This is a genomic window from Stenotrophomonas sp. NPDC077461 (assembly GCF_049545475.1).
GTDB lineage: Bacteria > Pseudomonadota > Gammaproteobacteria > Xanthomonadales > Xanthomonadaceae > Stenotrophomonas > Stenotrophomonas nematodicola.
In genome coordinates this window covers 115013-139897 of the sequence record NZ_JBMWDO010000004.1, presented here as the reverse complement: position 1 = coordinate 139897, position 24885 = coordinate 115013, and the positions used below count along the sequence as shown (strand labels likewise).

Here is a 24885-nt window from a genome sequence, read left to right as displayed (position 1 = left end):
ACGCTGCAGCGGGTGGAGAATCGACACGCCGCCGGCCGCCGGTTCTTTTCATGCCGGCTGAACACCCGGCTGCGGCAGCATGCTGGCCTCACCCCGCGTATCCCCCACCCCCAAAGGAGTTCGCGTCATGCCGTATGTCACCACCCCGGACAACACCCAGATCTTCTACAAGGACTGGGGCAAGGGCCAGCCGATCGTCTTCCACCACGGCTGGCCGCTCAGCGCCGACGACTGGGACAGCCAGCTGCAGTTCTTCCTGCTGCAGGGCTACCGCGTGATCGCCCACGACCGGCGTGGCCACGGCCGCTCCTCGCAGACCCGTGACGGCCACGAGATGGACACCTATGTGGCCGACGTCAATGCCCTGGCCGAGCACCTGGACCTGCGCGACGCCGTGCACGTGGGGCATTCCACCGGCGGCGGGGAGGTGGCCCATTACGTGGCCCAGGCCAAGCCCGGGCGCGTTGCCAAGGCCGTCCTGATCGGCGCGGTGCCGCCGGTCATGATCAAGAGCGCCACCAACCCGGGCGGCACGCCCAGGGAGGTGTTCGACGGCTTCCGCGCGCAGCTGGCAGCCGGGCGCGCCGCGTTCTACCGCGAGGTACCGATTCCCTTCTATGGTTTCAACCGCGACGGCACCCCGCCGGTGCAGGGCATCATCGACAACTGGTGGCGCCAGGGCATGATGGGCGCGATCAACGCGCACTACGACTGCATCAAGGCCTTCTCGGAAACCGACTTCACCGAGGACCTGAAGAAGATCGACGTGCCGGTGCTGGTGATGCACGGCGACGACGACCAGATCGTGCCGATCGCCGACTCGGCGGAGCTGGCGATCAAGCTGCTCAAGCACGGCACGTTGAAGGTCTACAAAGGCTATCCGCACGGCATGTGCACCACCCACGCCGACGTGATCAATCCGGATCTGCTGGCGTTCATCCGCGGATGAGGTAAACGCACCGGGTCAAGGGCGCGCCGGTCATGCACCGCGCGCGCCCGCGTCCGACCCCGCCGCGTCAGCGGATCTCGGAAATCTCCACCCCATCCAGACCCTGCGACAGCGTGCGCGCGTCGCCGCCCTGCGACAGCTTGATGCGCAGGCGTACTTCGTTCTGCGAGTCGGCGTAGCGCAGGGCATCCTCGTAGCTGATCTCGCCGGCCTGGTACAGCTCGAACAGGCTCTGGTCGAACGTGCGCATGCCCAGCTGCACGGACTCCTTCATCACTTCCTTGAGCTTGTGGATCTCGCCGTCGCGGATGTAATCCTGCACCAGCGGCGTGCCAAGCATGATCTCCATCGCCACCTTGCGCGACTTGCCGTCCGGCGAGGGAATCAACTGCTGGGCCACCACGCCCTTGAGATTCAGCGACAGATCCATCAGCAGCTGGTTGCGGCGGTCCTCGGGGAAGAAGTTGATGATGCGGTCCATCGCCTGGTTGGCGTTGTTGGCATGCAGCGTACACAGCACCAGGTGGCCGGTCTCGGCAAATGCGATGGCGTGGTCCATGCCTTCGCGGGTCCGCACCTCGCCGATCATGATGACGTCCGGTGCCTGGCGCAGCGTGTTTTTCAGCGCCGCTTCCCAGCTGTCGGTATCGATGCCCACTTCACGCTGGGTGATGATGCAGCCTTCGTGCTTGTGCACAAACTCGATCGGGTCTTCGATGGTGATGATGTGCCCGGTGGAGTTGTGGTTGCGGTAGCCGATCATCGCCGCCAGCGAGGTCGACTTGCCGGTGCCGGTCGCGCCGACGAACAGGATGATGCCGCGCTTGGTCATCGCCAGCGTCTTGATGATCGGCGGCAGGCTCAGCTCTTCCACGGTGGGAATGCGCGTCTCGATCCGACGCAGCACCATCCCCACCTGGTTGCGCTGGTAGAAGCAGCTCACGCGGAAACGGCCGACACCGGACAGGCCGATGGCGAAGTTGCATTCGTGGGTCTTCTCGAACTCCTCGCGCTGCGCCGGCGTCATCACGTTGAGCACCAGGTCGCGGCTCTGCTGCGGCGTCAGCGGGGTCTGGGTGATCGGCGAGATCTTGCCGTTGACCTTGATCGCCGGCGGCATGCCGGCGGTGATGAACAGGTCCGACGCCTTCTGGTGCGCCATCAGCTTGAGGAACGAGGTGAAGTCGATGGTGGTGGTGCTCATCGCGGTGTGCTCCGAAGATTGCCAGGTGCCGGCCAGCGGCCGGCACTACCGAACGTATCGAACCGGGCCGGGCCCGGCGCGACCTCTATTCGAAAATGCGCTTGTCCTTGGCGTAATCCTTGGCCTGGTTGCGCGTGATCAGGCTGCGCTTGACCAGGTCCTGGAGATGCTGGTCGAGCGTCATCATGCCCATCTGCTGGCCGGTCTGGATCGCCGAGTACATCTGCGCCACCTTGTCCTCGCGGATCAGGTTGCGGATGGCCGGGGTGCCCACCATGATTTCCCACGCGGCGGTACGCCCGCCGCCGACTTTCTTCAACAGCGCCTGCGAGATCACCGCACGCAGCGACTCGGACAGCATCGAGCGCACCATCGACTTCTCGCCGGCGGGGAACACGTCGATGATGCGGTCGATGGTCTTGGCCGCCGAGCTGGTGTGCAGCGTACCGAACACCAGGTGACCGGTTTCGGCAGCGGTCAGTGCCAGACGGATGGTCTCCAGGTCGCGGAGTTCGCCGACCAGGATGATGTCCGGATCTTCGCGGAGGGCCGAACGCAGCGCTTCGTTGAAGCCATGCGTATCGCGATGGACTTCACGCTGGTTGATCAGGCACTTCTGCGAGGTGTGGACGAATTCGATCGGGTCCTCGACGGTGAGGATGTGGCCGTATTCGTTCTTGTTGATGTGGTCGATCATCGCCGCCAGCGTGGTCGACTTGCCCGAACCGGTCGGGCCGGTGACCAGAATCAGGCCCTGCGGCTGGTCGATCAGCTCGCGGAAGATCGGCGGGCACGCCAGGTCTTCCAGCGTGAGCACTTCCGAGGGAATGGTACGGAACACCGCACCGGCGCCCCGGTTCTGGTTGAACGCGTTGACACGGAAGCGCGCCAGCGACGGGATCTCGAACGAGAAGTCGACCTCGAGAAACTCTTCGAAATCGCGGCGCTGCTTGTCCGACATGATGTCGTACACCAGCGCATGCACCTGCTTGTGGTCCAGGGCCGGAATGTTGATGCGACGGACATCGCCGTCCACGCGGATCATCGGCGGCAGGCCGGCCGACAGATGCAGATCCGACGCTTTGTTCTTTACGGAAAACGCCAACAGTTCGGCGATATCCATGCGCTGCTACTCCCCATGACTGCTGCGACTGGAAGGTTCTTTCCCCGGGCGGCAGTATAGCGTTCCTGATCTACCGGAATACGCCCGTGTCCGCGCTGCCCCTGTCCACCCTCCTGATGAACCTGCACAACGCGGCCTCGGCCGCCGGGCGGCCAGATCCCCGTCTTCTGGCCGTCTCCAAGACCCAGCCGGCCGACGCGGTCGCCGCACTGGCCGCACAGGGGCAGCGTGCGTTCGGCGAGAACTACGTGCAGGAAGCGGTGGCCAAGATCGACGCGTTGGCCGCGCTGGGCTTGGAGTGGCACCTGATCGGTCACCTGCAGTCGAACAAGGCCGAACTGGCGGCACAGCGCTTCGACTGGGTGCAGAGCGTGGATCGGCCAAAACTGGTCGCCGCGCTGGCCGCACATCGCCCGGCCTCCCTCACGCCGCTGAACGTGCTGATCCAGGTCAACATCGACGATGAAGACAGCAAGCACGGCTGCACGCCCGAGGCGATCCCGGCGCTGGCGGCAGCAATCGATGCCGCGCCCACCCTGCGCCTGCGCGGCCTGATGGCCATCCCCGCGCCGTGGCCCGAAGCATCGCGCCGAGCGGCGGCGTTCGAGCGCATGGGCGGGCTGTTCCAGGCACTGTCGGCCACCCATCCGGCGGTGGATACGCTGTCGATGGGCATGAGCGGCGACTACCCCGAGGCCATCGCCCACGGTGCCACCCTGGTCCGCATCGGCACCGCCCTGTTCGGCGCACGCCATTGATCCGAAGAGCGGGGCCCTGCCCCGCGGCTTCCCGCACACGGCACCCGCAGCCCCGTGGAACCCGCCGCTACGATCTGCCTCGCACCACGCAGCCGGGTTGCCCCCGGCGCTCCCCTCTGACCAAGGACGCCTCATGACCAGCACTTCGATCACCTTCATCGGCGGCGGCAACATGGCCCGCAGCCTGATCGCCGGCTTGATCCGCCAAGGGGTCGCCCCCGCCCATCTGCATGTCGCCGAACCGGTGGCCGAGCTGCGCAGCCAGCTCACCGCCGACTTCGGCGTGCACACCTACGCCAGCGCCAGCGAAGCCGCCGCGCAGGGGCAGGTCTGGCTGCTGGCGGTGAAACCGCAGGTGCTGCGCGACGTCTGCGCGTCGCTGGAAGAGAGTGCCGCAGCACAGGCCCCCCTGGTGGTCTCCATCGCAGCCGGCATCACCAGCGCGCAGCTGGTGCGCTGGCTGGGGGGCAGCCCGGCGGTGGTCCGCGCCATGCCCAACACCCCCGCCCTGCTCGGCGCCGGCGTCACCGGGCTGTTCGCCACCGCCGGTGTCAGCCACGCCCAGCGCCAGCAGGCCGACACGCTGCTGGCCAGCGCCGGGCGCACGGTCTGGATCGACGACGAAGCGCGGATGGACGCGGTCACCGCCGTCTCCGGCAGCGGCCCCGCGTATGTCTTCCTGCTGGCCGAAGCGATGGAGGCGGCCGCGCAAGCGCAGGGCCTCGCTCCGGATGCCGCGCGCGTGCTGGTTGTGCAGACGCTGCTCGGTGCGTCGCGCATGCTCGATGAATCCGGCGAAGCGCCCGCCGAGCTGCGCCGCCGCGTGACCTCGCCGAACGGCACCACCCAGGCGGCCATCGAATCGTTCCAGGCCGACGGTTTCGAGGCCATCGTCGGACGGGCGATCGAGGCCGCCACCCGCCGCGGCCAGGCGTTGTCGGCCGCCAACGACTGACGGCCCTCAGGCCGGCGCTGCCGCGCCGACGCTGTCCAGCAGAAACGCCACGAAGCTGGACAGCTTCGGCCGCGGCCGGCGATCCGGCAGGTAGGCCAGATGCAACGGACGCGGCTCGGGCAGGTAATCGGCCAGCACCGGCTGCAATCGCCCCGCCGCCACATCCTCGGCCAGCAGCACCGCCGGCTGCAGGATCAGCCCGGCGCCGGCCAATGCGGCGCGACGCAGGCCGTCGCCGTCGTTGCACAGCAGCCGCGAATGCTCCGACCAGTCCTGCTCGGGGTGCCCGCGCAACCGCCAGCCATGCCCCCCGCGCCAGGCCAGGTGGGTCAGGCAATCGTGGTCGCGCAGGTCACCCGGATGCTGCGGAATGCCCTTGCGCGCGAGGTAGGACGGCGCCGCGCAGATCTGCATCGCATACGGCGGCAGCGGTCGCGCCACCCATTCGGCCGACCCGAGCTGGCCCATCCGCACCACCGCGTCGAACTGCTCTTCGATCATGTCCACGCGGCGGTTGTTGAGGTCCAATTCCACCGTCACCTGCGGATACGCGGCCAGGTAGCGCGCCACCAGCGGCGCCAGCACGCAGCTGCCCCAGGTCACCGGCGCGCTGATCCGCAGCACACCCTGCGGTTGCGCCTGGAGGCCTTCCACACTGGCTTCGGCCTGCTGCACCTGCTCGAGCACCGCCCGGCAGCCGGCCAGGTAATTGCGGCCGGCATCGGTGAGACTCTGGCGGCGTGTGTTCCGCTGCAGCAGGCGCACGCCAAGGTGCGTCTCCAGCTGCTGGATGTACTTGCCGACCATCACTGACGACACCGCCAACTGCTCGGCGGCGGCGTTGAAGCTGCCCTGTTCAACCACGGCCACGAACGCCTGCATGCAGCGCAACGTATCCATTGGAAACCCCTGCTTTGCAATCTGCAAAGCATACGCCGGTTACCGAACCACTCGCAGCAGCGCAGACTGGGCTTCCCTCACCCGGAGCGAGCCCCATGAAAATTCTGCTTGTCGGCGCCAGCGGTACCCTCGGCCAAGCCGTTGCCGCCACCTTGGGCGCGCACCATGAACTGATTCGTGCCGGCCGGCACGGCGGCGACGTGCAGGTGGACCTCACCGACGATGCCAGCGTGCAGGCGATGTTCGACCAGGTCGGCACGCTGGATGCGGTGGTCGCCACGACCGGCCGCCTGCACTTCGGTCCACTGGCCGACATGCGTGCCGACCAGTTCAACCTGGGCCTGCAGGACAAACTGCTCGGCCAGGTGCGGCTGGCACTGGCCGCACAGCGCCATCTGCGGGTGGGGGGATCGATCACGCTGACCAGCGGCATCGTCAGCGCCCAGCCGATCCGCGACGGCGCCAATGCCACCGCCGTCAATGCGGCGCTGGAAGGCTTCGTGCGCGGTGCCGCCTGCGAACTGCTGCCGCGCGGGCTGCGCATCAATGTGGTCAGCCCGAACGTGCTGGTCGAGTCGATGGACAACTACGGCGCGTACTTCCCCGGGTTTGAACCGGTGACCGCGCAGCGTGCGTCACTGGCCTACCAGCGCAGCGTGGAAGGTGTGCAGAGCGGCCAGGTGCTTACCGTCTGGTGAGCCGACGCCCAGGCCCGGCCGTGCCGGCCGCTGGCCGGTACGTGTTCATTCCCAGCGCCGCGGGCCGTCGCCCTGCTCGCCCAGTGCATCGCCCGGGTTGGTCAGCCGGCAGCGCTTGAGCGACAGGCAGCCGCAGCCGATGCAGTCGGTGAGCTGGTCGCGCAACAGCAGCAGCTGCTCGATCCGCTGATCCAGCTCACTGCGCCACAGCGCCGACATCCGTGCCCATTCGGCCTTGGTCGGGGTCTTGTTCTCCGGTAGCGCGGCAAAGGCGGCGGAGACGGCCTCCAACGGCATTCCCACCCGCTGCGCGACGCGGATCACCGCCAGCCGGCGCAGTACATCGCGGGCGAAACGGCGCTGGTTGCCCGCCGTGCGCAGACTGCGGATCAGCCCTTTGCGCTCGTAGAAGTGCAGCGCCGATACCGCCACGCCACTGCGCCTGGCCACTTCGCCTACACTCAATTCCTGCGCGATCACTGCTTGACCTCAACCTTGGTTCAGGTGACATCCTGCGCTGTGCGCCGGCGCCCTGCAAGCGCCCTGCCCCCCTGTTGCCTGGATGTTCCCATGTCTTCCGATGTCAGCGTCACCGCGTCCGCCCCCGATCGTGCCCCATCGCCGTCGATCCTGTCCCCGACCTACCGCGCCACCACCATCGGCATGGTCGCCCTCGTGTCGCTGCACGGGTTTGAGGCGTTGGCAGTGGCCGCCGCCATGCCCACTGTCGCGCATGACCTGGATGGCCTGCGGCTCTACGCACTCGCCTTCGGCGGAACGCTGGCCACCAGCGTCATCGGCATGACCCTGGCCGGACGCTGGAGCGATCAGCGCGGTCCGGCGCGGCCGCTGTGGCTGGGTCTGGCCTGCTTCATCGCCGGCCTGCTGGTGGCCGGGCTGGCCCAGCACATGCCGATACTGGTGCTGGGCCGGCTGATGCAGGGCTTGGGCGCCGGTGCGATCTCGGTGGCGCTGTATGTCCTGGTCGGCCGCACATTTCCAGAGGCAATGCGCCCACGCGTGTTCGCCGCATTTTCCGCCGGTTGGGTGGTGCCTTCGCTGATCGGCCCCAGCATCAGCGGGCTGATCGTGCAGCATCTGGGCTGGCGCTGGGTGTTCCTGGCCGTGCCTCTGCTCGCCATCCCGGCCGCCTTGCTGCTGCGCCCGGCGCTGCGCAAGCTGCCGCCCACCGGCGCCGCTGCCGACAGCCACCCCACGGTGGTGCGTTGGGCCATCGGTGCGTCGATCGGCGCGCTGCTGCTGTATATCGGCGGCCAGCAGTCCGGCTGGGCAGCCCTGGGCCTGCTGCTGCCGGCCCTGGCGTTGCTCGCGCTGTGCAGTTGGAGGCTGCTGCCGCGCGGCACCCTGCGCCTGCATCGCGGCCTGCCCAGCGTGATCGCGTTGCGCGGCATCGCCGCCTCGGCCTTCTTCGGCTGCGAAGCCTTCCTGCCGCTGCTGCTGCAGCGCGAACGCGGCCTGACCCCGTTGCTGGCGGGCGTGGCATTGAGCCTGGGCGCACTGGGCTGGTTCAGTGGCTCCTGGTTGCAGGGCCATCAGCAGCGCGGCTGGTCACGCCGGCAACTGCTGCAGAGCGGCGCCCTGCTGATGTGCGCAGGCATCCTCGCCACATCACTGGCGATCCAGCCCGGCGTGCCGCTGTGGCTGGCGCTGGCCGGCTGGTCGCTGACCGGACTCGGCATGGGCCTGATCTACCCGAGCCTGTCGGTGCTCACGCTGTCACTGTCGCCGCCGGCCGAACAGGGCGCCAACACATCGGCCCTGCAGTTGAGCGAAGCGCTCGGCGTGGCGACCACGCTGGCCATCTCCGGCTCGCTGTTCGCCCTGTTGCTGCAGGGCAACGTGATGGTCGGCTACCTGCTCACCTACGCCATCATGCTGCTCCTCGCCGTGGCCAGCGCAGCCGTGGCACGGCGCGTGTAGCGCCCGGCAACCGTTGAAGGCCCCCCGTAGAGCCGGGTTCTACCCGGCTGCCGTTGAAGTCCCCCGTAGAGCCGGGTTCCACCCGGCTGCCTTTCGCATCGGCCCATCGCAGCGGGGCAGAGCCCCGCTCTACGGGAGCGCGCCCAACCGCGCGCCGGCTTCCACCCGGCAACCGTTGAAGGCCCCTGTAGAGCCGGGTTCTACCCGGCAACCGTTGAGGCCCCCGTAGAGCCGGGTTCTACCCGGCTGCCCTTCGCATCGGCCCAACGCAGCGGGGCAGAGCCCCGCTCTACGGGAGCGCGCCCAACCGCGCGCCGGTTTCCCTCCGGCAACCGTTGAAGGCCCCTGTAGAGCCGGGTTCTACCCGGCTGCCTTTCGCATCGGCCCAACGCCGCAGGGCAGCGCCCCGCTCTACGGGTGCGCGCCCAACCGCGCGCCGGCTTCCACCCGGCAACCGTTGAAGGCCCCTGTAGAGCCGGGTTCTACCCGGCTGCCCTTCGCATCGGCCCAACGCCGCAGGTCAGCGCCCCGCGCTACGGGTGCGCGTCGCCCACTTCCTTGAGGTCCTCGCGCAGGATGCGGCGGATTTCCAGCACGGCCTGCGGGGTTTCCTGCACGCTGTGGCCGGAGATGATCACCTTCTCCGACACCGCCCCCTCCAGATGCGCGCTCCAGTACGGCACCAGCCCGTCGTCGGACTGTTCCAGCGGCACCTCGGGTTTGCGCTGGGCGATGATCGAGTGGTACTTCAGCCCCGGCATGATCGGCAGCGCACCGGCCGCCTTCACGAATGGATCGCTTGCCTTGAGGTTGTCGATGCTGTTGGGAATCTGCAGCTTGGTCGGCTGCGCCGACTGCGTCTCGGCCTGCTGCAGGGTCTGGAACACATCCTCGAACTTGCCCAGGAGGGTGATCGGCAGACGCACCAGCCGCCCGATCAGGCGACCGATCCGGTTGCCGGCGATATCGGTGCCCTTGTGCGGCGCGGCGATGAAGATCGCACGCTCCACGCTGGGCTCGGCGGTGAAGTGCAGCAGTGGCCCGAGCTTGGCCTCCACCCGCTTCAGCCGTTCGCCCTTGAGATCGTAGTTGGCCAGAAGCTGGTCCCACAGTGCGTCGCCGGATGAGGTCACCAGCAGGCGCGCCAGCACGCCGCCCATGCTGTGGCCGATGAACACCATGTCTTTGGAGGCCGGGCTGCTGCCGGTGGGATCGAAGTGTTTCAGCGTGTTGTTGAACGCCTGGTTGATCTCGAACCGGTTCAACGCGATCGGCGCATTGGTCGGGTAGTACACCTGCCACACCTGGAAATGCCGGCGCAGCTCAGGATCGCCCATGACCTCGTTGGCCACGTTGACCCACGCCTCCGGACTGCTGCCCAGGCCGTGCAGCATGAAGATGATGCGGCGGTTCGGGTCCCACGGCTGCATCAGGTACATGTGCGGCTCGGCGATGCCTTCGCTCAGTCCGAACAACGTGCGCAGCGACTGCGTGGCGAATCCCGACTGGGCCAGCCACATGCCGTAGGCGGCCGTGAAGTTGCCGGCCAGCGGCACCTTTTCGCCGTGCAGGTCCACGCTTTCGGTGGACTCCGGCGAGTACACATCGAACAGCACCTGGGTGGTATCCAGCACCTGCTGCAGGGTATCGCCCTTGAAGCGCAGCAGGGCGGTGGCATTGATCGCCGACATCTCGCTGTACTGCGGAATCGCGGCCTTCTGGCCGTCCGCCGGCGCCACCAGCTTGGGCGGGTCCATCACCACCACCAGTTCGGCGCCGAAACCATCACGGCGATACGTGCTGCGCAGCCCGGCGAAGCTCACCGAGGAGGCCGAGACCATGCTGGTGGGGATGCTGGGCATCCGCAGTTCATCGAAGTCCGAGGTCAGCGTCCAGCGCTCGCCGGCCACTGGTGCGTTGTAGTCCTCGCCTTCCAGCGCGCGCGCGCGGGCACGTTTGAACACTACCGCCGCCGTCTGTTCGGCAGCGTAGTTGTAGTAGTCGCGAACCTGGGTCTGCCGGTCCTCGAACGCGCGATCGGACGGCGTACGCCCGCTGAAGAAGAGGTAGGCATAGGCATAGCGTGCCGCTTCCAGCCACGCATCCAGCGCCGCATCGGACATAGGGTATTTGTCGCGGTCCTTCGGCTTGGGGCTCAGGCCCAGCGCCGTCTTCACCCACAGCTCGGACAGCGCCGACAACCGCTGTTCCTCGGGCAGGACCACGGTGTCCTCGAGCGTCTTCTGGCAGGCCACCGTGTCCTTGGCGCACAGATCCTCATCCAGGCCGATGACGCTCAGCGTTTCCTGCGAGGCGGCGCTCAACTTGCCTGACGTCAGTACGTCGCCGCGCTTGTTGGCCAGGTAGTCGGTAGGCGCCACCTGTTTCATCGTCACCATCGCGCAACCGCTGGACAACAGCAGCGACAGCACCATCGCCAGCAACGGCAGCACGCGCCGCGACAGGCCATTCACACGCAGCATCATGGTTCGATTCCTTGCTCGATGCCGGGGACACCGCGGCGGATCTGGCGGGAGAAATCGGGCGCGTCGCCGGCGGCGCGGGCCCGTTCAGTAATGCGCCCACGCGCCTTCAGCGTGGCGAACGGCACGCCTGGGGTCAGCACGCCCAGATCGCGCGCGTACTCGGCGAAATAGCCCGATACCAGCAGCCGGTAGTCCAGTGGCAGGCCCGGCGCGATCTGCCTGGCCAGTTCGTAGACGATCGTGGTGCAGTTGCTGGTCAGCGTGTTGTAGAACGCCGGTGCGGCATCCAGCTTGCGCGCCTCGCCCAGGTAGGACACGAACAGCCCCTTGAGCTGCTCGCGGGTCATGCCCTGCAGGCGGTACAGATACACATCTTCGCCGCGCAAATTGCTGCGCACGCGCACGATGTCGGTTTCCTCCGACGCCACCAGGGTCATTTCGAACTTGCGGAAAAAGCCGCCCAAGGCCGAGAACGACTCGCCCCGCTCCTTGCGGATCTCCAGCGAGAACACCAGGTAGCGGCCATCGGCGAAGCCAAAGGACACCAGCGTGTGCGCGATCGTCGGGCCCATCCAGTAGGACAGGATCAGATCGGCAGAGCGCAACTGGTCGAGGTCATAGGCGCGGCGCTCCCAGCGCACATCGTGATCGTCCTCGCTGCGCCAGGTGAAGTTCCGCACGTTGTCGAGCACCACGTGGTTGCCATCGAACGCGACCACCTTGAGCCGCTGGGCGACATCGTCGGCCCAGACCCGGTCCTGGCGCGGCGCCACCAGCATCCACCACACCCCGGTCACCACCAGCACCGTCACGAACACCGGCCCCGGCCAACGGCCGGCGCGGGCGCGGCCCACCGCCACCGCAGTACCGACGGCAAACAACGCCCAGGCCCCGACCACCCCGTAACGCACCCACGCGGGCCCGGGGAACTGGAAGGCCAGCCAGCCGCTCACCCACAGGGCCGCCACCAGCATCAGGGCGGCCAGCCCCCATCGTCCTGCTTTCTTCACACGCGTCGTTCCGTCGTTGATGATCCGGGGCGCTAGTTAGCCACAACCCCGCCGAAGGCAACACGTTTACGTGTTCAGGTTTGTCGGGGCCGCATCAGAATGGGCCGCTCAGTCGCGCCGGCGAGGACCGCCTGCAACCTTCTGCCACGGCGCCATGCCCTTTCGCCCATGCAGCAGCGGACGCTTCAACGGCGGGCGACGCGGCAGCGCGATGCCCACGCCCGGAGCAGGAGCGTCATCGCGGCGCAGCGCGTCGGCGCGCTCGCCGACCAGCAGCGCGGCGATCTCCACCAGACCGTCGCGCATCACGCGGCTCGCAGCCTGCAAGGGATTCATGGGGGTCTCCAGCAGCAGTGGGGACGATCCACGTTACGGCCGTGCGTGCGTACGCGCCGTGGAGGGCATGTGGCATCCGCATGAATGCGGCTATTTCCCTGCCGTCATCGCCGCTGCCTGCATCCATTGCTGCAGCGCCGGCGCCCGCTCACCGCCACGCAGGCACAACTGCAGATCGAACGACGCGTCCGCATCGGCCAGCGGCTGGTAGTGGATATCCTCCGCGCGGAAGCCGCGCATGCTCGCCGGCACGATCGCGATGCCCGCGCCGACCGCCACCAGCGACAGCACCGCATGCATGCCGTGCGCCTCCTGCACCACATGCGGCACGAAGCCGGCGGCAGCGCACAGCCGCACCACCTGCGCATGGAAGCCCTGTCCTTCGCGCGCGGGCCACAGTACGAACGGCTCCGCGGCCAGTGCGGACAAGGCAAGGGAGGCATCGCCGGCACGCGGATGGCTTCGCGGCAACGCGATCGCCAGCCGGTCCGTATCGAACGCGCGCAGCTGCATGTCGCCGGCCTCGTGCACCGGTGGAATCAGCACCCCGACATCCAGCCGCTGCCCGCGCAGCAGCGCGACCTGGCGTGCGGACGTCGCCTCGATCAGTTCCAGCCGCACCTGTGGATGGCTGACCCGGAACGCACGGATCACCCGCGGCAGGCGCCCGTACAGCGCACTGCCCACATACCCCACCCGTACCGTACCGGTGCGCCCGGCCGCCGCATCACGGGTGGCCACCAACGCATGGTCGGCCTGCTGCAGGGTCGCGCGTGCCTCCTCCAGCAGCACCTTGCCGGCCGCAGTCAGTCCCAGCGTGCGGTTGCCACGTTGGATGAGCTCGCTGCCGATCGCTTCCTCCAGCCGCCGGATGGCCGCGGTCAACGGTGGCTGCGACATGTGCAGGCGCGCGGCCGCACGGTGGAAGTGCAGCTCCTCGGCGACGGCGACGAACTGACGGAGCTGGCGGAGATCGACCATGTGCGATGTTGTCCCGGAACACAGCCCCAAGCGTAAACCGCGTGCGGTCAGCGTGGCTCGATCGTCGCCTGCGCAATCGCCGGCCACTGCGCGGCCACCGCCTCGACGCTGCCGGCGCTCACCGCGTGCAGATCGCGCGGATAGGTGACTGCGGCCGCTTCCACGCTGCGGGTGGCATGGAACTGGCCATTGCTGGCACGCAGGATCCAGCCCCCGTCCCGGCACGCCGGCGATGCGAGGAACGCAACACCGGGCGCCACCGCGGCCGGGTGCAGCTCATCCGGTTCGCCCTGTATGCCCCACACCCGGGTCTTGGCCACCGGCGACACCGCGTTCACCACGATGCCGTGCGCCGCGCCCTCGTCGGCCAGCACATTGACGATGCCCACCGCCGCGAGCTTCGCCGCGGCATAGGCCGCCAGACCCTTCTGCACGTACTGCGGATACAGCGCGCGGTCGGACGTGGTCAGCACGATCCGGCCGTAGCCGGCCGCCTGCATCGCCGGCCAGGCCGCCTGCGCCAGCCACAGCGGGGCCTTCGCCGCGATGGTCATCATCTGGTCGAAGCGCGCCTCGTCGAGCACGTCAATCTGCTGGTACTCCACCCAGCCGGCGTTGTGGATGATGAAGTCCAGCCGGCCATGCTGCTGCAGGATCGCGTCCACCTGCGCATGGCAGTCGCTGCGGCAGGCGATGCCACCGGGTGCTGCCTGCGCCTCCAGGCCCTCCTCGCGCAGCCGCGCGGCGGCCATCGCGATCCGCTGCGGATCGCAGCCGGTGCCATCCAGCCCGGCCCCTACGTCCTGCATCACCACCCGTGCGCCGCGCTGGGCCAGCAACCGGCTGTACGCCAGCCCGAGGCCGCCGGCAGCACCGGTCACCAGGCCTACCTGTCCATCGAAAGAAAGCGTGTTGTGCGTTGTCATCCACACAGCATCGGCCGGATACCGCGCGGGCATCCAATACCCGTTGTATGCCGCTGCGATACCTGGCGCGTATCGCGGCGCTCAGTTGGCGCCCGGCGGCGGCCGGCGTCGAAGGCGCGCGATCACATACCCGATGGCCAGCCACAGCGCGATGTACAGCGCCACATACATCAGCTGCGGTATTGCCGTGTCCGCCCGCATCCGCGCCAGCACCCGCCACGTATCCACACAGAACGTGCCCACCGCGACCAGCATCGCCAAGCCGCCCAGCCCCGTGCCCAGCCAGCGCGCCCAGGCGTGCCGGCGCACCAGCAGCAGCGGCGCCACCAGCAGCAGCACCAGCCCGAGCAGCATCAGGGTCAGCCCGGTCAGCATGCCGGTGAAATCCGAGGCCATCGCCGGCAACGGCAGGCAGGCCACCACGGCCGCGCAGACGCGCAGGCAGGGCGAGGAAACGCGGGGGACGGTCGTCGGCATCATCTTCCTTTGAACGGCGGACGCAGGCATGCGGCGCGGGGCGGCCGCCTCAATCATAGCCGCAGCCCGTCGCACCAGAACGTGCCGAATGCGGCACAGCATGGATCGGAACGGGTTCACAGCATCGGCCCTGCGGCCGCAGGGTGAGGCATCCGAAGCGTGCCAGTAGTCGTAAACGACATACATGGCCCGTCACGCTTCGCATTCGCCCCGCACTTTCCCTACATAGCACCTCCCGGGTTTCGGCGTATCACCCACGGCACTGCACGCCGCCGTGCGCCTGTCGCCGTTGCACCCAAGGAGCCCACATGAACCGCACACCGCTTGCACTGGCGCTGGTCGCCCTGCTTTTCAGCGTCTCTGTGAACGCACGCGAAGACGACGACTGCCCGTCCGACGCGCAGATGATCGCCAGCATGTCGATGGCCGAGCTTCGGCAGTACGAGGCCGCGCTGGAGAATCCAGAGCTTCCCTTCGACGAGGTCTGCAAGGACGCCAGCGACCAGGACGAAGCCGACGCTGCAGGCTCGCGCCTGCACTACTGCGTGAAGCGAACTGCACCCTATTCCTCCCACAACCCCGACACCGGCAAGACCGAAACCGCCACCGTTACGCTGTACGACTACGTGTCCCTGCCCCGCAACGGCCAGACATGGATGCATCGCGTCCGCGTGGTGTTCGATGCCGTGCAGGGCAATGCAATGGCCGGGCTGGTGGTTACGCCCGAGCTTTACTGCGGGAGCTGCACCGACAAGCAGCCCTTCGCTCCCCTGACCCTTTCGGGCCCAGGTACGTACGACTTTGCCGTCCCCCTGGGATTCGATACCGATGAGGGAAAGACCGGCCAGGACACCCAACTGGTGCTGTCGCGCTTCAACAACGACCAATCACTGATTCAGAGTTCGGCACCGACACTTCGCTGCGACAAAGTAGCCAGGAGCAGTACGTCCGGGTGTCGATTCGCCGACTACCCTGCCGTCTTCGAGGTAAGCCTGAGCGATCCCGATACGGATGAGTCGGCCGAGCACATCAAGGTTGCACAGTCGACGCTCCCGGCACGATCGGCAGGTGGCATGAAAATCCTGATGCACGGGGTGTACCTTTGCGACGCTTGAGGAACAAGAGAGTTGCAGGAGAGAATCGCAACGTATCCGGGGCGCTGTGCAGAGCACGCTTTCCTGATGGAGCCGCGACTGGACTGAACTGCGACGAGTATCCTTTCGCAGCAACGCATGAGGGCGCATCTCTCGTACCGGAGACATCCATGTCTGTCCGTTACATTCTCGGCGAAGACAACAAGAAGGCGGGTGGAAAGCTGGGCGCGTTCTACTGCACGCATGCGCGGCTTCTGGATGGAGAAGAGTTCTGGGTCAAGGTTGTGGATTGAACCGCCGGATAGAGGCTCATCATGTGGAAGCAGTTACTTGACGAATTGAACGCCGCAGCTCTCGCAAACATTGAGCGAAAGCGGCTCGAACCAAGCGAGCATCTTGGCCTTGAGCCGTTCATCAATGGTTTTCCGGACAGTCCGCTGGCTCAACTTGCCGCCCGGATCGGCAAGGAACATGTTGGATGGCTCGGGCAACCGGGAGCATCACTTGAGCAGATTCGCGAAGCCGAACAACGTCTTGGCGTGATTCTCCCTGCGAGCTACCGTGAGTTCCTGCTGGAGTCGAACGGATTCCTTGTTCCCGGCACTTACTGCTGCGTACTACTGCCGATTGAACTTGTACGGCGGTTTAGCGACGACAACTACCCGATTGTGGCAATGTGGAATGATCTGCACGAAGCCGACCCGTATCTTGAGGAAGCTGATTTCACAGCACATATCGGCGAGGCCCTCCAGATCTCTGCATGCCCCAGCGACTTTGATTGGTTCGCGCTTATCGACACGGTCAACACAAGTCCAGAAGGAGAGCTGTGGACAATCATGTACAGTCGCCAAGGGTATGAGGCCAGTTCGACCTTTACCGAACTCATCCAGGAGCTTGTTTGCAATTACAGGTAGCTCCATCACATGCCCGAGCAGCCCGGTTTCCTGTGCGGTGGCGGTGATGTCTGCCATGAGACGCGCACGCCAAGCCCATGCCCTGCATCGGCTTGGTGACGGCACGTCAGCCCAGACGGGCGACGGAGACGCTACATACCGCGCGGATATCCAATACCCGTTGTATGCCGCTGCGATACCTGGCGCGTATCGCAGCGCTCAGTTGGCGCCCAGCAGCAGCGGCGCCACCAGCAGCAGCACCAGCCCGAGCAGCATCAGGGTTCGCCGACTACCCTGCCGTCTTCGAGGTAAGCCTGAGCAACCCCGATACGGATGAGTCGGCCGAGCACATCAAGGTTGCACAGTCGATACTGCCGGGGAACATCGGCTACTGGCATCACGATGCTTGGCTGAGAGGCGCGGCACTGACACGAACGAGTGACGCCAGACTAAAGACCGCCAACCGCACTGCAGCCGGGAAACTGTGTCGCACGCGATTTCCAGAGAGCGCGGGCGCTGGACTGAACTGTGACGAATACCCGTTCGCAGCAACGAACCAGGGCGCCTCTGTCGTGCCGGAATCGTCCATGTCGGTACGCTACATTCTTGGCGAAGGCAATCAGAAGGTCGGGCGCAGACTGGGCAACTTCTTCTGCACCGCGGCACGCGTGCTCGATGGTGAGCAGTTCCGGGTGAAGGTCGTCGAGTAATGCGAATGAGACGTCGCGCGAGCGCAGCGGCGCACCAGTCATTGATCGGAGACAGTAACGATGATGGCAATGGATGAGCTGATGCAGGCAATGAACACTGCTGCAATCGCGCACTGGAGAGCCTCGCCAGCAGAGGCGCATGTCGACCTTGGGCTGAGTCCATTCCTCGCAACGCACCCGGATTCCGCACTGGCCGATCTGGCGCGACGCTGCCTGTCGGGGGATGTCGTCTGGCTCGGAATGCCCCCCGCATCCAAGGCCAGCATTCTCGCTGCAGAGGCGCGGCTTGGGATCTCGCTTCCGCCAAGCTACAAGCAGTTTCTGTCTGTCAGCAATGGGTTCTTGATGCCCGGCAACTACATCAGCACCTTGCTTCCGGTCGAGTTGATCCAGCCATTCGGCAATGAGAACGCGACGATTGCCTCCGACTGGAGGAGCATGCTTGAAGAGGAGGCATCGGAGGATGAGCCGTGGCTGATGGCACGTCTTGGCGACGCGATTCAGCTGTCCGGGCCGCCCGGCAAAGGTGAAGACTTCATCTTGCTGGATCCAACGTTCATGCATCCTGGCGAAGAGAACGAAATCGTGACCTACTGGACACAATTGCAGGAGCATCACAGCAGCTTCGTCGCCTACCTTGAAAGCGCGCTGGCCGGCTTGTTGAATCTGACTGCGTTTCTTCAGAAGGGAACAGATCGTTGAACGCAACTGCGGCGTACCGCTTCCGGTACGCCGCACGGTACCTCACCGGCTGGTAGGCTCCACCACCACCGCCGTCCCGTAGCACAGCACCTCGGTCAATCCGGTCATGATGTCGGTCGCGTCATAGCGCATGGCGATGATCGCGTTGGCACCCAGCAGCCGCGCGTGCCTGGCCATGTCGCGGTAGGTTTCCTCGCGCGCCTGCTCGCACAGCTCGGTGTAGATGGTGATGTTGCCGCCAAACAGCGTCTGCAGGCTGCCAAGGACGTTGCCCACGATCGAGCGCGAGCGCACGGTAATGCCGCGTACCACGCCGAGACTGCGCACCACGCGGAAGCCGGGCAGTTCCATTGCCGTGGTCACCATCGAATCGTCGAGCCGGGGGGCGGCAGGCGGATGTGCGCTGTTGTTGTAAGGATCTGCCATTGCGTCTCTCTGGTGACTGCGGGTACGGCTGTACGCGGTGTCAGCGCGGTTGCGAGGCGCGGGTCAGCGCGTCGGCAACCAACTGCCGCAGCAGCGGCCGCGCGTCGGCCCGCATCTCGGCAGCCACCGTGTTCTGCAGCGCGTTGAAACGCGCCGCGTGCGGTGAGCGGGTCCCTTGCGATGCCAGCGAATGCAGCGCGTCCGCGGAGAAGTGCCGGGCATAGATTGCCGCCAGCATGCCGTCCCAGCGGGCCTGGTAGGCCGGCAGCATGCGGCCGATCTCCGCCTGCACGCGCTGCGTCGCGGCATCGGCCCCGGTCTGTTCGACCATCGACGCGAACGTGGTGGTGCTGCGTGCCGCCTCGTCGGCGAGCTGCGCCAGCCCCTTGCCGAGCCTGAAGCGCGCGACCAGCGCCGCTGCGGGGTCGGCAGACGCCGTCGGGGCGGAGGGCACACCCGTCCTTGTTGCCGTCGATGGCGCCTCACCACAGCCTGCCAACGACAGCCCCGCCAGCAACGCCGCCACGTGTACAGAACGCACGCATGCCCGGAACGTCATTCCAACCTCCATGCAGGGACGACTGCCACACCGTGCATCCGTTGCGACGCACCCGAGCGCGACAGCCCGATCCCCCTATTGTGCCCCATCCCGATGCCGCCGCCGGGTCCACCGGCCCCACTGCCGGGTGGCTCCGGCCGCGTCCGCTGCGTGGCAACGCGCGGTCATCGTGCCGCCCGCCACGGCTTCACAGGGACATTTGCTATCGTGCCCCCCGTCAGCTCCCGCTTCCCTGGATTCGCATGCCCCGTAAACCGCCCGCCTCCGCCTCCCCGGCCGCCCTGCTGCGGGTAGCTACCAAGGAGGCGTATGAGCGCGTCCTCGTGCTGCTCAACGCCAGTTTCGCCGACTTCAGCCCGGAACAGCAGCGCAGGATCCGGGCCGCCGTGGCCGTTGAGCACTCGACCCACCCCGGCCCCCGCGCCAAGCCCGCCAAAGCGGCGGCAGAGACGCCGCCACGCTACTGGCTGCCGCACAGCCAGGTCACCTGGTCCGGCCGCGGCCGCGTGCCCCAGGCCTTCCTCGCCTGGGAAGGCACCGTGGCCCATACCGAATGGAAAAAGCACCACCCCGACGAACGCTTCCCGGCGTACCCGGGCTGATGGACGCAGACGCGCATCAGACGGTCATTCCGCAACTGCGCATGACCGACGCCACCCTAAGCGTGCCGTTCTATCAGCGGCTCGGGTTTGCCGTTGACTGGGAGCACCGGTTCGCCGACGGCATGCCGCTGTTCGTGCAGATCAGCCGCGCAGGGCAGCAGGTGTTCCTCAGCGAGCACGCCGGTGATTGTGAGCCGGGCGGCGCGGTGTACTTCCGCGTGGCGGACGTGGATGCCGTGCATGCGGCGTTCGTGGCGGCCGGCGCGCCGGTGTTGCGCGCGCCGGCAGACATGCCGTGGGGCGGGCGCGAGATGATGGTGGTCGATCCGGACAACAACCGGCTGCGGTTTGCGACGATGCCCGCCGCCGAATCACGCAGCGGTTCACGATGAGTCGCGGCATGAAGATGCGCACCGCCGTGGGTACGCACGGCACCCTGCACCGTGTTGACGACCTGCAGAAGCGCCATGACACAAAACAGACCCTGCCCACCCTGCTGTGTGACAGCCCGGGGTGCGGCGTTCCGGTGACGTTCGTGCCCGGGCACAGCAGGCGCCACGCCGGTCATGCCGAGCCCGTGCACATGCCGGCCTACATCGACCTGGGCAAGGAAGCCGAGCACCGCCCCGGCTGCCGGTACGATGCGCCGGCGCACCTGCAGGCCCTGCTCGCCGCCGGCGCCGATGCCGACTTCCTGCCCCCGCTTGGCGAAGGAACGCACGAGCTGCGGCTGTTGCTCCTGCAGCAGGGCCTGAAACGTGGCGGTGCTGAGCATCACGGCGCGGACCCGGTACTGGCGGGCTACCTGCGCACCCTTGCCGATCTGCTCATCCTGCGCGCGATGTGCGGCAGCGACACGCTGCTGGCGACGCACCTGACCCTGCGCCTGGGCAAGAAGAAGGTCGACTGGAGCAGCTTCTTCTACACGCAGGACCGGTACGACGAGGCCTGGGAACGGCTGGGCGCGACATCCACCGACCTGCCCCTGCCGCTGGTCGGCACGGTCCGCTCGCACCGCGCCACCCAGCCTGGTTCGGTGTACCTCAACTGCGCACCGAAGTACCAGCACACCGGCGTGACCGACCGCAGGGATTTCTATGAAATCAGCGTCGGGCACAGCGATGCGGCGTGGCTGCAGTCCTTCCCGGTGGGGACGGAAATCGTGATGTTCGGGCTGTGGCGCCAGGGCAGAACCACCACCTCGTCCCGGCCCCATCCCACCGACCCGCGCCGTACCATCACCAACGTGACCCACAAGCTGGCCTTGTGGCCCAGCGTGAAGCACCAGCTGGTGCGGGTGGCGTAAGCATCGGCGACGCGCGCCCGCGCCCTGCGTCAGGGCTGCGGGGTGCGCGTCGACGCCGGCTTGCTGTACCAGAGCGCGTTGACGATGATCCAGCGTTCGCCGAATCGCCCCATGTGGAAGTAGTCCACGAACCACGGCGTCTCCAACCGCACCGAGGCCGCATCGGCCGTCACATCCAGCACGCGGCAGCTGCGGTTCCACTGCTCCCTCGGGGTCTTCAACGCACCCTGGCGGGTGAGCTCCACCAGTTCCTCCCTGCTCATGCGGCGCAGGCCCAGCCGCTCGTCCGGGGTATCGCCCAGCACCCTGCGCTTGGCCAGGTCCGGGTGCAGCGACCGCGCCACCCGGTCCGGGTCCGCCTCCAGTTGGCCGTCCACATAGTCCAGGCAGGTGGCCTCGATGGCCGCCAGTGTGGCGGCATCCGGCGCGGACGGCGTGTTCGCTGCCACGGCAGCGACAGCGGCAATCAGCAGGGCAAGCGCGGGCATCGTTGTTCCAGGCGGTGAGCAAGGGTGACCGCATTGAACGCCATTGCCCGCCGGCTCTGCCAGTGCCCCGGGTCGCTCACCGTGATCCGGTCACTCACCCGCACCACTGCTGCTCACACGGGATGCCGTCGTTGTCCCCGTCCATCTGCGTACCGGGACAGTTCTGGATGAAATACGTGGCCTCTTCGCACGAGCGCATGTGCGAGCAGTGCGTGCGGCCATCGCAGCTGTAGCGCGCAGGCGCTGCCGTGGCAGGTTCAGGTGCAGCCCAGGCGCTGCGGGAGGTTCCAACATCGGCAAGGTCAACGTGCCTGAGCTTGCTGTAGCCGTACGCGGCGACCAGGCACAGTACCGCGCCGATAATGATCTTCTTCATCGTCCCTGGCTCCCCCTGATCTGGCTGGAGCATAGGCAAGCACAGGACGGCCGGCAAGCGGGCGTGGGCAGGCAGCCGCCCGTCAGCGCGCGCTTCCGTCCACATAGGGTCGCGACTGCAGCATCAGCACCTCATCGCCCACCACGGCCCACTCGATGTCCTGGTCCACGCCGCCCAGTGCCTGCTTGGTGGTTGTTCCGATCCTGGCCAGCCGCGCGATCAGCGCATCGGTCAGGACCTGCCGCGAGCCGGTGATGGGCACCTCGCGGACGCCACCCGCGGCGTTGGCCACCAGCTGGGTATCCTCGGCCGACCGGCTCAGCACCTGCACTGCCTTGGACCAGCTGGAGTACATCACCTGCTCGGCCTGGCGCTTGCCTTCCACCACGCGGATGCCCAGACCGCGCTTGGCCGAAATGTAGGTGATGTGGCGGCGCGCGGCATCGAAGGGGTCACGGGTGATCATCACACCGGAACTGTCTGAAGGCGCGGCGCGCTGGACCAGTACCGCCATCGCCACGGCATCCTGCTGCAGCCCGGCGGCCGTGCGCGCTTCGTATGCCTCGAAGTTGTAGACCGATGCCCACACCGTCTGCACGGCCTTGGCCAGGTCATCGGCGCGGGTCACGTTGGGAACGGTGGTGTACAGGCCTGCACCGCTGAAACCGGGGAGATCTTCGGAGTTGGACGAGCTGCGTACGAACACCCCGCCTCCCTGCAGCTGCTCGCGCCAGCGGGCCTCCAACGTGCGGATGAAGGCCGGATCGGGCGCGGCATTGGCGATCTCGGCACGCAGCGTGGCCAGCGCCTCGCGGCGCACGTCCGGGTCTGTGCCGAAGCCGGGGCGCCGCTGCAGCGCGTGCAGCCGCTCGTCGATCTGCAGCCGCTGCATCATCGCCTGGTAGTGCGAGAACGGGATGCAGAAACCGTCCGGCACGCGCGCGGCGGGCGGCAGCGCGGTTTTCAGTGTGCCCAGGTTGGCCGCCTTCACCCCGCAGTGGGAACTGTCGCGCGCACGCAGGGACGCCAGCGGCTTGAGCGCCACCACCGTCAGGTCCGGGCGGGGCAGATTGCGTGCCGCCGGGCGGGCCGCCGTGGCGGAAGGCGTTCTGGCCGGGCGCGCCAGCGGCGTAACCCGGTAGTTGTTGGCGGTCACCTCCAGCGTCACCCAGCGCCCGTCATATTGGCGCAGCGCATTCTGCGCGTCGGCCACGTATGCGTTGGGGATGCCCCAGCCCTTGGCCAGCAGGTTGACGTGCGACAGCAGCGTGGACGGTCGCTGCGTCACCAGGCCGGCCACCGGTGCCAGCGCGATCGGCACCTCATCCAACACCGGAATATCGCGCGGCGACAGCGTGCGCAGCTGCTGCTCGGAACGCACGATGCGCAGCCGGCCTTCCGCGCGGCCGGTGTTCAGCGGCAGGAAGCGCTGCTCGCGCAGCAGGGCCTCCTGGCTGACGTAAGGCAGCTTCATGGTGCTGGCCAGCTGCTCGTGCCGGGTGGAGTTGGTCTTGAAGCGGATGGGGTCGCGGAACGAGGCGCGCACCACCTGGTCGGTCTGCAGCAGCAGGGGCGCGGTGAGCTGGTCGCCCTCCCAGAACTCGTAGGTGTAGCCCGGCAGATCCTGCTGCCAACTGATCGTGCCGAACAGGAAGCGCCGCTGCGGATCGCGGTACTGCGCATTGAGCGTGGCCTTGTCCATGCCCGGCAGCAGCCGTTGGCGGCGTACGAACTGCTCGTGCAGCGCAATGCGCGGGGTGTTGATGTAGTAGATGCGCGCCGCGTTGCGCCGGTCGATCACGAAGATCAGGTGCGGCATTTCCAGCGCGGTGCCTGCGTTGTACACGCGCGCGAGCTGCATGAACTGGGCGCGGCTGTCGATGCGCGACAGGTAATCCGGTCCCTCGGCCACCGGCGTGGCGGACGTATCGCTGCCCTGCCGGTACTCGTAGGGCGACGGTTTGCGCGCGGTCTGCGCCAGCGCGGGAGCGGCACACCCCAGCAGCAATGTGAGAACGGCGACACGTGCCCACAGGGGTCGTACAGCAGAGGTCGTACAGGCTCGTTCCATGATGCCGGTGCGGGAATGAAGTGGGTGGATCATAAGGCAGTCCCGCCCGCGCTGCCGGAACTGGGGTCCGGGCCAGGCATGCGCCGGCCCGGGCACCTGATTGTCGCGGTTTGGCACCCACCCGACGTGGTGGCGCGCGGCTGGGAGATACTGCGAGGCCCACGCCAAGGAGCGGTCCGTGATGCCACCGTTGAGAATGCCCACCGCCTCGGTAGCCGACACCGACACCCTGTTCCGGCTGATGCAGCTGTACTACTTCGACGCATCCCGGTGGAGCGGCGAGAACATCCAGCCCGACGGTCTGTACGACTGCACACGAAGCGATGTCGAGGCCACCCTGCGCGAGCAGCCGACGTGGGCGCGATTGCTGTGGTGGGAGGACACGCTGTGCGGCTTTGTGCTGGTGGACGACGTCGCGTTCCAGGGCCAACCGATACGCGAGCTGGCCGATCTGTTCGTCCTGCCCACACACCGGGGCAAAGGCATCGCCACCGCCGTCGTTGCGGCGCTGGTCACGCCGCAGAGCGGGCAATGGTTGCTGGCCACCTGGCGCAGGGATCTGCAGGCGAAGGCGTTCTGGCAGCGGAACCTGCCGAGGATGGGCGTGGAGGTCACCGTTCCTGTACAGGACGACGAATCCGACTTCGATATTCGCCTCATCCGGCGCGCCGGCATGACGCCGGACTGATCCTGCAGGCCTGCGTCGCGGCGGCGGGTGTGATCGCGCTGCCCGCCGGGTTCACGCCAACAAAAAAGCCCCCGTTTCCGGAGGCTTTTTCGACTGAATCATGGTGGGCGGTGCAGGGTTCGAACCTGCGACCCTTGCCGTGTGAAGGCAATGCTCTACCGCTGAGCTAACCGCCCGATGCTGCTGAGCCGCTCATTATAGGGCGGCAAATTTTCACGTCAACGGT

General features: G+C 67.1%; 29 protein-coding genes and 1 tRNA gene. 14 read left to right on the top strand and 16 right to left on the bottom strand.

The features are described 5' to 3' along the window. Nucleotides 1-127: 127 nt before the first annotated feature. Nucleotides 128-949, top strand: a complete 822-nt coding sequence (locus ACPEH8_RS09295) for an alpha/beta fold hydrolase (RefSeq protein ID WP_017354959.1) — start codon at nt 128-130, stop codon at nt 947-949. A gap of 67 nt (nt 950-1016) precedes the next feature. Here ACPEH8_RS09295 and ACPEH8_RS09290 read toward each other — a convergent pair whose 3' ends face one another. Continuing rightward, entirely contained in the window at nt 1017-2153 is a 1137-nt protein-coding gene (locus ACPEH8_RS09290) for a PilT/PilU family type 4a pilus ATPase (RefSeq protein WP_017354960.1), read from the bottom strand. Between the two features lie 85 nt (nt 2154-2238). Next, entirely contained in the window at nt 2239-3276 is a 1038-nt protein-coding gene (locus ACPEH8_RS09285) for a type IV pilus twitching motility protein PilT (protein ID WP_017354961.1), read from the bottom strand. Nucleotides 3277-3392: 116 nt separating this feature from the next. On the opposite strand from ACPEH8_RS09285, the gene ACPEH8_RS09280 reads away from it, so the two are divergent. Continuing rightward, nucleotides 3393-4034: a YggS family pyridoxal phosphate-dependent enzyme gene (locus tag ACPEH8_RS09280; protein WP_423666675.1), complete on the top strand. Its 642-nt coding sequence runs from the start codon at nt 3393-3395 to the stop codon at nt 4032-4034. A 133-nt stretch (nt 4035-4167) separates the two neighbouring features. Further along, entirely contained in the window at nt 4168-4989 is an 822-nt protein-coding gene (gene proC, locus ACPEH8_RS09275) for a pyrroline-5-carboxylate reductase (protein ID WP_136006506.1), read from the top strand. Nucleotides 4990-4995: 6 nt separating this feature from the next. On the opposite strand, the gene ACPEH8_RS09270 is transcribed toward proC, so the two are convergent. Continuing rightward, on the bottom strand, nt 4996-5889 hold the full coding sequence (locus ACPEH8_RS09270) for a LysR substrate-binding domain-containing protein (RefSeq protein ID WP_017355467.1): 894 nt from the start codon (nt 5887-5889) through the stop codon (nt 4996-4998). A 95-nt stretch (nt 5890-5984) separates the two neighbouring features. Between ACPEH8_RS09270 and ACPEH8_RS09265 the strand changes: the two genes are divergently transcribed. Continuing rightward, nucleotides 5985-6587, top strand: a complete 603-nt coding sequence (locus ACPEH8_RS09265) for a short chain dehydrogenase (RefSeq protein WP_017355466.1) — start codon at nt 5985-5987, stop codon at nt 6585-6587. A gap of 45 nt (nt 6588-6632) precedes the next feature. On the opposite strand, the gene soxR is transcribed toward ACPEH8_RS09265, so the two are convergent. Then, nucleotides 6633-7067: a redox-sensitive transcriptional activator SoxR gene (gene soxR, locus ACPEH8_RS09260; RefSeq protein WP_017355465.1), complete on the bottom strand. Its 435-nt coding sequence runs from the start codon at nt 7065-7067 to the stop codon at nt 6633-6635. Between the two features lie 90 nt (nt 7068-7157). Here soxR and ACPEH8_RS09255 point away from each other — a divergent pair, with 90 nt between their 5' ends. Next, a complete protein-coding gene (locus ACPEH8_RS09255) occupies nt 7158-8528 on the top strand; it encodes an MFS transporter (RefSeq protein WP_423666560.1) in 1371 nt (456 codons plus the stop codon). Between the two features lie 533 nt (nt 8529-9061). Here the strand turns inward: ACPEH8_RS09255 and ACPEH8_RS09250 are convergent. The 6 genes from ACPEH8_RS09250 to ACPEH8_RS09225 form a co-directional block, all read right to left on the bottom strand. Beyond that, nucleotides 9062-11014 (bottom strand): esterase/lipase family protein, encoded by a 1953-nt coding sequence (locus ACPEH8_RS09250; RefSeq protein WP_423666558.1) that lies wholly within the window; start codon nt 11012-11014, stop codon nt 9062-9064. Further along, a complete protein-coding gene (locus ACPEH8_RS09245; RefSeq protein WP_423666673.1) occupies nt 11011-11988 on the bottom strand; it encodes a DUF4105 domain-containing protein in 978 nt (325 codons plus the stop codon). The genes ACPEH8_RS09250 and ACPEH8_RS09245 overlap by 4 nt, the downstream gene beginning before the upstream one ends. 144 nt (nt 11989-12132) lie before the next feature. Then, on the bottom strand, nt 12133-12360 hold the full coding sequence (locus tag ACPEH8_RS09240) for a hypothetical protein (protein ID WP_229296456.1): 228 nt from the start codon (nt 12358-12360) through the stop codon (nt 12133-12135). 90 nt (nt 12361-12450) lie between these two features. Continuing rightward, a complete protein-coding gene (locus ACPEH8_RS09235; RefSeq protein WP_153164546.1) occupies nt 12451-13341 on the bottom strand; it encodes a LysR substrate-binding domain-containing protein in 891 nt (296 codons plus the stop codon). A gap of 47 nt (nt 13342-13388) precedes the next feature. Beyond that, nucleotides 13389-14222 (bottom strand): SDR family NAD(P)-dependent oxidoreductase, encoded by an 834-nt coding sequence (locus ACPEH8_RS09230; protein WP_423666556.1) that lies wholly within the window; start codon nt 14220-14222, stop codon nt 13389-13391. Between the two features lie 126 nt (nt 14223-14348). Continuing rightward, entirely contained in the window at nt 14349-14744 is a 396-nt protein-coding gene (locus ACPEH8_RS09225; protein WP_423666554.1) for a hypothetical protein, read from the bottom strand. A gap of 308 nt (nt 14745-15052) precedes the next feature. Between ACPEH8_RS09225 and ACPEH8_RS09220 the strand changes: the two genes are divergently transcribed. From ACPEH8_RS09220 to ACPEH8_RS09200, 5 genes are all read left to right on the top strand, one after another. After that, nucleotides 15053-15859 carry a hypothetical protein gene (locus ACPEH8_RS09220; RefSeq protein ID WP_423666552.1) on the top strand — a complete coding sequence of 269 codons (807 nt, stop codon included), beginning with the start codon at nt 15053-15055 and terminating at the stop codon, nt 15857-15859. Continuing rightward, entirely contained in the window at nt 15847-16131 is a 285-nt protein-coding gene (locus ACPEH8_RS09215; protein WP_423666550.1) for a NucA/NucB deoxyribonuclease domain-containing protein, read from the top strand. The genes ACPEH8_RS09220 and ACPEH8_RS09215 overlap by 13 nt, the downstream gene beginning before the upstream one ends. 21 nt (nt 16132-16152) lie before the next feature. Beyond that, nucleotides 16153-16752 (top strand): SMI1/KNR4 family protein, encoded by a 600-nt coding sequence (locus ACPEH8_RS09210; protein ID WP_136005636.1) that lies wholly within the window; start codon nt 16153-16155, stop codon nt 16750-16752. Nucleotides 16753-16829: 77 nt separating this feature from the next. Then, nucleotides 16830-17441, top strand: a complete 612-nt coding sequence (locus ACPEH8_RS09205; RefSeq protein ID WP_423666548.1) for a NucA/NucB deoxyribonuclease domain-containing protein — start codon at nt 16830-16832, stop codon at nt 17439-17441. Nucleotides 17442-17510: 69 nt separating this feature from the next. After that, the gene (locus tag ACPEH8_RS09200; RefSeq protein ID WP_423666546.1) at nt 17511-18143 is read left to right on the top strand and encodes an SMI1/KNR4 family protein; all 633 of its coding nucleotides are present in this window, start codon (nt 17511-17513) and stop codon (nt 18141-18143) included. Between the two features lie 42 nt (nt 18144-18185). Here ACPEH8_RS09200 and ACPEH8_RS09195 read toward each other — a convergent pair whose 3' ends face one another. Together ACPEH8_RS09195 and ACPEH8_RS09190 are read right to left on the bottom strand one after the other, a co-directional pair. Further along, complete coding sequence (locus ACPEH8_RS09195; RefSeq protein WP_153164551.1) at nt 18186-18569, bottom strand: YbjQ family protein; 384 nt, start codon at nt 18567-18569, stop codon at nt 18186-18188. A gap of 40 nt (nt 18570-18609) precedes the next feature. After that, a complete protein-coding gene (locus tag ACPEH8_RS09190) occupies nt 18610-19128 on the bottom strand; it encodes a hypothetical protein (protein WP_423666544.1) in 519 nt (172 codons plus the stop codon). A gap of 242 nt (nt 19129-19370) precedes the next feature. On the opposite strand from ACPEH8_RS09190, the gene ACPEH8_RS09185 reads away from it, so the two are divergent. From ACPEH8_RS09185 to ACPEH8_RS09175, 3 genes are read left to right on the top strand one after another with little or no spacing between them, the layout of a single operon-like run. After that, the gene (locus tag ACPEH8_RS09185) at nt 19371-19730 is read left to right on the top strand and encodes a hypothetical protein (protein ID WP_423666543.1); all 360 of its coding nucleotides are present in this window, start codon (nt 19371-19373) and stop codon (nt 19728-19730) included. Next, complete coding sequence (locus ACPEH8_RS09180; protein WP_017356310.1) at nt 19730-20122, top strand: bleomycin resistance protein; 393 nt, start codon at nt 19730-19732, stop codon at nt 20120-20122. The genes ACPEH8_RS09185 and ACPEH8_RS09180 overlap by 1 nt, the downstream gene beginning before the upstream one ends. A gap of 8 nt (nt 20123-20130) precedes the next feature. After that, entirely contained in the window at nt 20131-21036 is a 906-nt protein-coding gene (locus ACPEH8_RS09175; protein ID WP_423666541.1) for a hypothetical protein, read from the top strand. Between the two features lie 29 nt (nt 21037-21065). Here ACPEH8_RS09175 and ACPEH8_RS09170 read toward each other — a convergent pair whose 3' ends face one another. The 3 genes from ACPEH8_RS09170 to ACPEH8_RS09160 form a co-directional block, all read right to left on the bottom strand. Beyond that, nucleotides 21066-21524 carry a nuclear transport factor 2 family protein gene (locus ACPEH8_RS09170; RefSeq protein WP_017356312.1) on the bottom strand — a complete coding sequence of 153 codons (459 nt, stop codon included), beginning with the start codon at nt 21522-21524 and terminating at the stop codon, nt 21066-21068. A 94-nt stretch (nt 21525-21618) separates the two neighbouring features. After that, nucleotides 21619-21900 (bottom strand): excalibur calcium-binding domain-containing protein, encoded by a 282-nt coding sequence (locus ACPEH8_RS09165; RefSeq protein ID WP_026070808.1) that lies wholly within the window; start codon nt 21898-21900, stop codon nt 21619-21621. A gap of 82 nt (nt 21901-21982) precedes the next feature. After that, nucleotides 21983-23971, bottom strand: a complete 1989-nt coding sequence (locus ACPEH8_RS09160; RefSeq protein WP_423666539.1) for a PEP/pyruvate-binding domain-containing protein — start codon at nt 23969-23971, stop codon at nt 21983-21985. 181 nt (nt 23972-24152) lie between these two features. On the opposite strand from ACPEH8_RS09160, the gene ACPEH8_RS09155 reads away from it, so the two are divergent. After that, nucleotides 24153-24659, top strand: a complete 507-nt coding sequence (locus tag ACPEH8_RS09155) for a GNAT family N-acetyltransferase (RefSeq protein ID WP_136005619.1) — start codon at nt 24153-24155, stop codon at nt 24657-24659. A gap of 101 nt (nt 24660-24760) precedes the next feature. Here ACPEH8_RS09155 and ACPEH8_RS09150 read toward each other — a convergent pair. After that, nucleotides 24761-24835: transfer RNA gene (locus tag ACPEH8_RS09150), tRNA-Val, on the bottom strand. Nucleotides 24836-24885: the final 50 nt, after the last annotated feature.

Coding starts and splice junctions, on each gene's coding strand:
- ACPEH8_RS09290 (WP_017354960.1), bottom strand. CDS start 2,153: ATGAGCACCACCACCATCGACTTCACCTCGTTCCTCAAGCTGATGGCG.
- ACPEH8_RS09265 (WP_017355466.1), top strand. CDS start 5,985: ATGAAAATTCTGCTTGTCGGCGCCAGCGGTACCCTCGGCCAAGCCGTT.
- ACPEH8_RS09155 (WP_136005619.1), top strand. CDS start 24,153: ATGCCACCGTTGAGAATGCCCACCGCCTCGGTAGCCGACACCGACACC.
- ACPEH8_RS09205 (WP_423666548.1), top strand. CDS start 16,830: ATGCCCTGCATCGGCTTGGTGACGGCACGTCAGCCCAGACGGGCGACG.
- ACPEH8_RS09170 (WP_017356312.1), bottom strand. CDS start 21,524: ATGCCCGCGCTTGCCCTGCTGATTGCCGCTGTCGCTGCCGTGGCAGCG.
- ACPEH8_RS09175 (WP_423666541.1), top strand. CDS start 20,131: ATGAAGATGCGCACCGCCGTGGGTACGCACGGCACCCTGCACCGTGTT.
- ACPEH8_RS09245 (WP_423666673.1), bottom strand. CDS start 11,988: ATGCTGGTGGCGGCCCTGTGGGTGAGCGGCTGGCTGGCCTTCCAGTTC.
- ACPEH8_RS09160 (WP_423666539.1), bottom strand. CDS start 23,971: ATGGAACGAGCCTGTACGACCTCTGCTGTACGACCCCTGTGGGCACGT.
- ACPEH8_RS09285 (WP_017354961.1), bottom strand. CDS start 3,276: ATGGATATCGCCGAACTGTTGGCGTTTTCCGTAAAGAACAAAGCGTCG.
- ACPEH8_RS09185 (WP_423666543.1), top strand. CDS start 19,371: ATGCCCCGTAAACCGCCCGCCTCCGCCTCCCCGGCCGCCCTGCTGCGG.
- ACPEH8_RS09270 (WP_017355467.1), bottom strand. CDS start 5,889: ATGGATACGTTGCGCTGCATGCAGGCGTTCGTGGCCGTGGTTGAACAG.
- ACPEH8_RS09220 (WP_423666552.1), top strand. CDS start 15,053: ATGAACCGCACACCGCTTGCACTGGCGCTGGTCGCCCTGCTTTTCAGC.
- ACPEH8_RS09200 (WP_423666546.1), top strand. CDS start 17,511: ATGGATGAGCTGATGCAGGCAATGAACACTGCTGCAATCGCGCACTGG.
- ACPEH8_RS09210 (WP_136005636.1), top strand. CDS start 16,153: ATGTGGAAGCAGTTACTTGACGAATTGAACGCCGCAGCTCTCGCAAAC.
- ACPEH8_RS09295 (WP_017354959.1), top strand. CDS start 128: ATGCCGTATGTCACCACCCCGGACAACACCCAGATCTTCTACAAGGAC.
- ACPEH8_RS09250 (WP_423666558.1), bottom strand. CDS start 11,014: ATGATGCTGCGTGTGAATGGCCTGTCGCGGCGCGTGCTGCCGTTGCTG.
- ACPEH8_RS09255 (WP_423666560.1), top strand. CDS start 7,158: ATGTCTTCCGATGTCAGCGTCACCGCGTCCGCCCCCGATCGTGCCCCA.
- ACPEH8_RS09180 (WP_017356310.1), top strand. CDS start 19,730: ATGGACGCAGACGCGCATCAGACGGTCATTCCGCAACTGCGCATGACC.
- proC (WP_136006506.1), top strand. CDS start 4,168: ATGACCAGCACTTCGATCACCTTCATCGGCGGCGGCAACATGGCCCGC.
- ACPEH8_RS09235 (WP_153164546.1), bottom strand. CDS start 13,341: ATGGTCGATCTCCGCCAGCTCCGTCAGTTCGTCGCCGTCGCCGAGGAG.
- ACPEH8_RS09225 (WP_423666554.1), bottom strand. CDS start 14,744: ATGCCGACGACCGTCCCCCGCGTTTCCTCGCCCTGCCTGCGCGTCTGC.
- ACPEH8_RS09190 (WP_423666544.1), bottom strand. CDS start 19,128: ATGACGTTCCGGGCATGCGTGCGTTCTGTACACGTGGCGGCGTTGCTG.
- ACPEH8_RS09280 (WP_423666675.1), top strand. CDS start 3,393: ATGAACCTGCACAACGCGGCCTCGGCCGCCGGGCGGCCAGATCCCCGT.
- ACPEH8_RS09165 (WP_026070808.1), bottom strand. CDS start 21,900: ATGAAGAAGATCATTATCGGCGCGGTACTGTGCCTGGTCGCCGCGTAC.
- ACPEH8_RS09240 (WP_229296456.1), bottom strand. CDS start 12,360: ATGAATCCCTTGCAGGCTGCGAGCCGCGTGATGCGCGACGGTCTGGTG.
- ACPEH8_RS09195 (WP_153164551.1), bottom strand. CDS start 18,569: ATGGCAGATCCTTACAACAACAGCGCACATCCGCCTGCCGCCCCCCGG.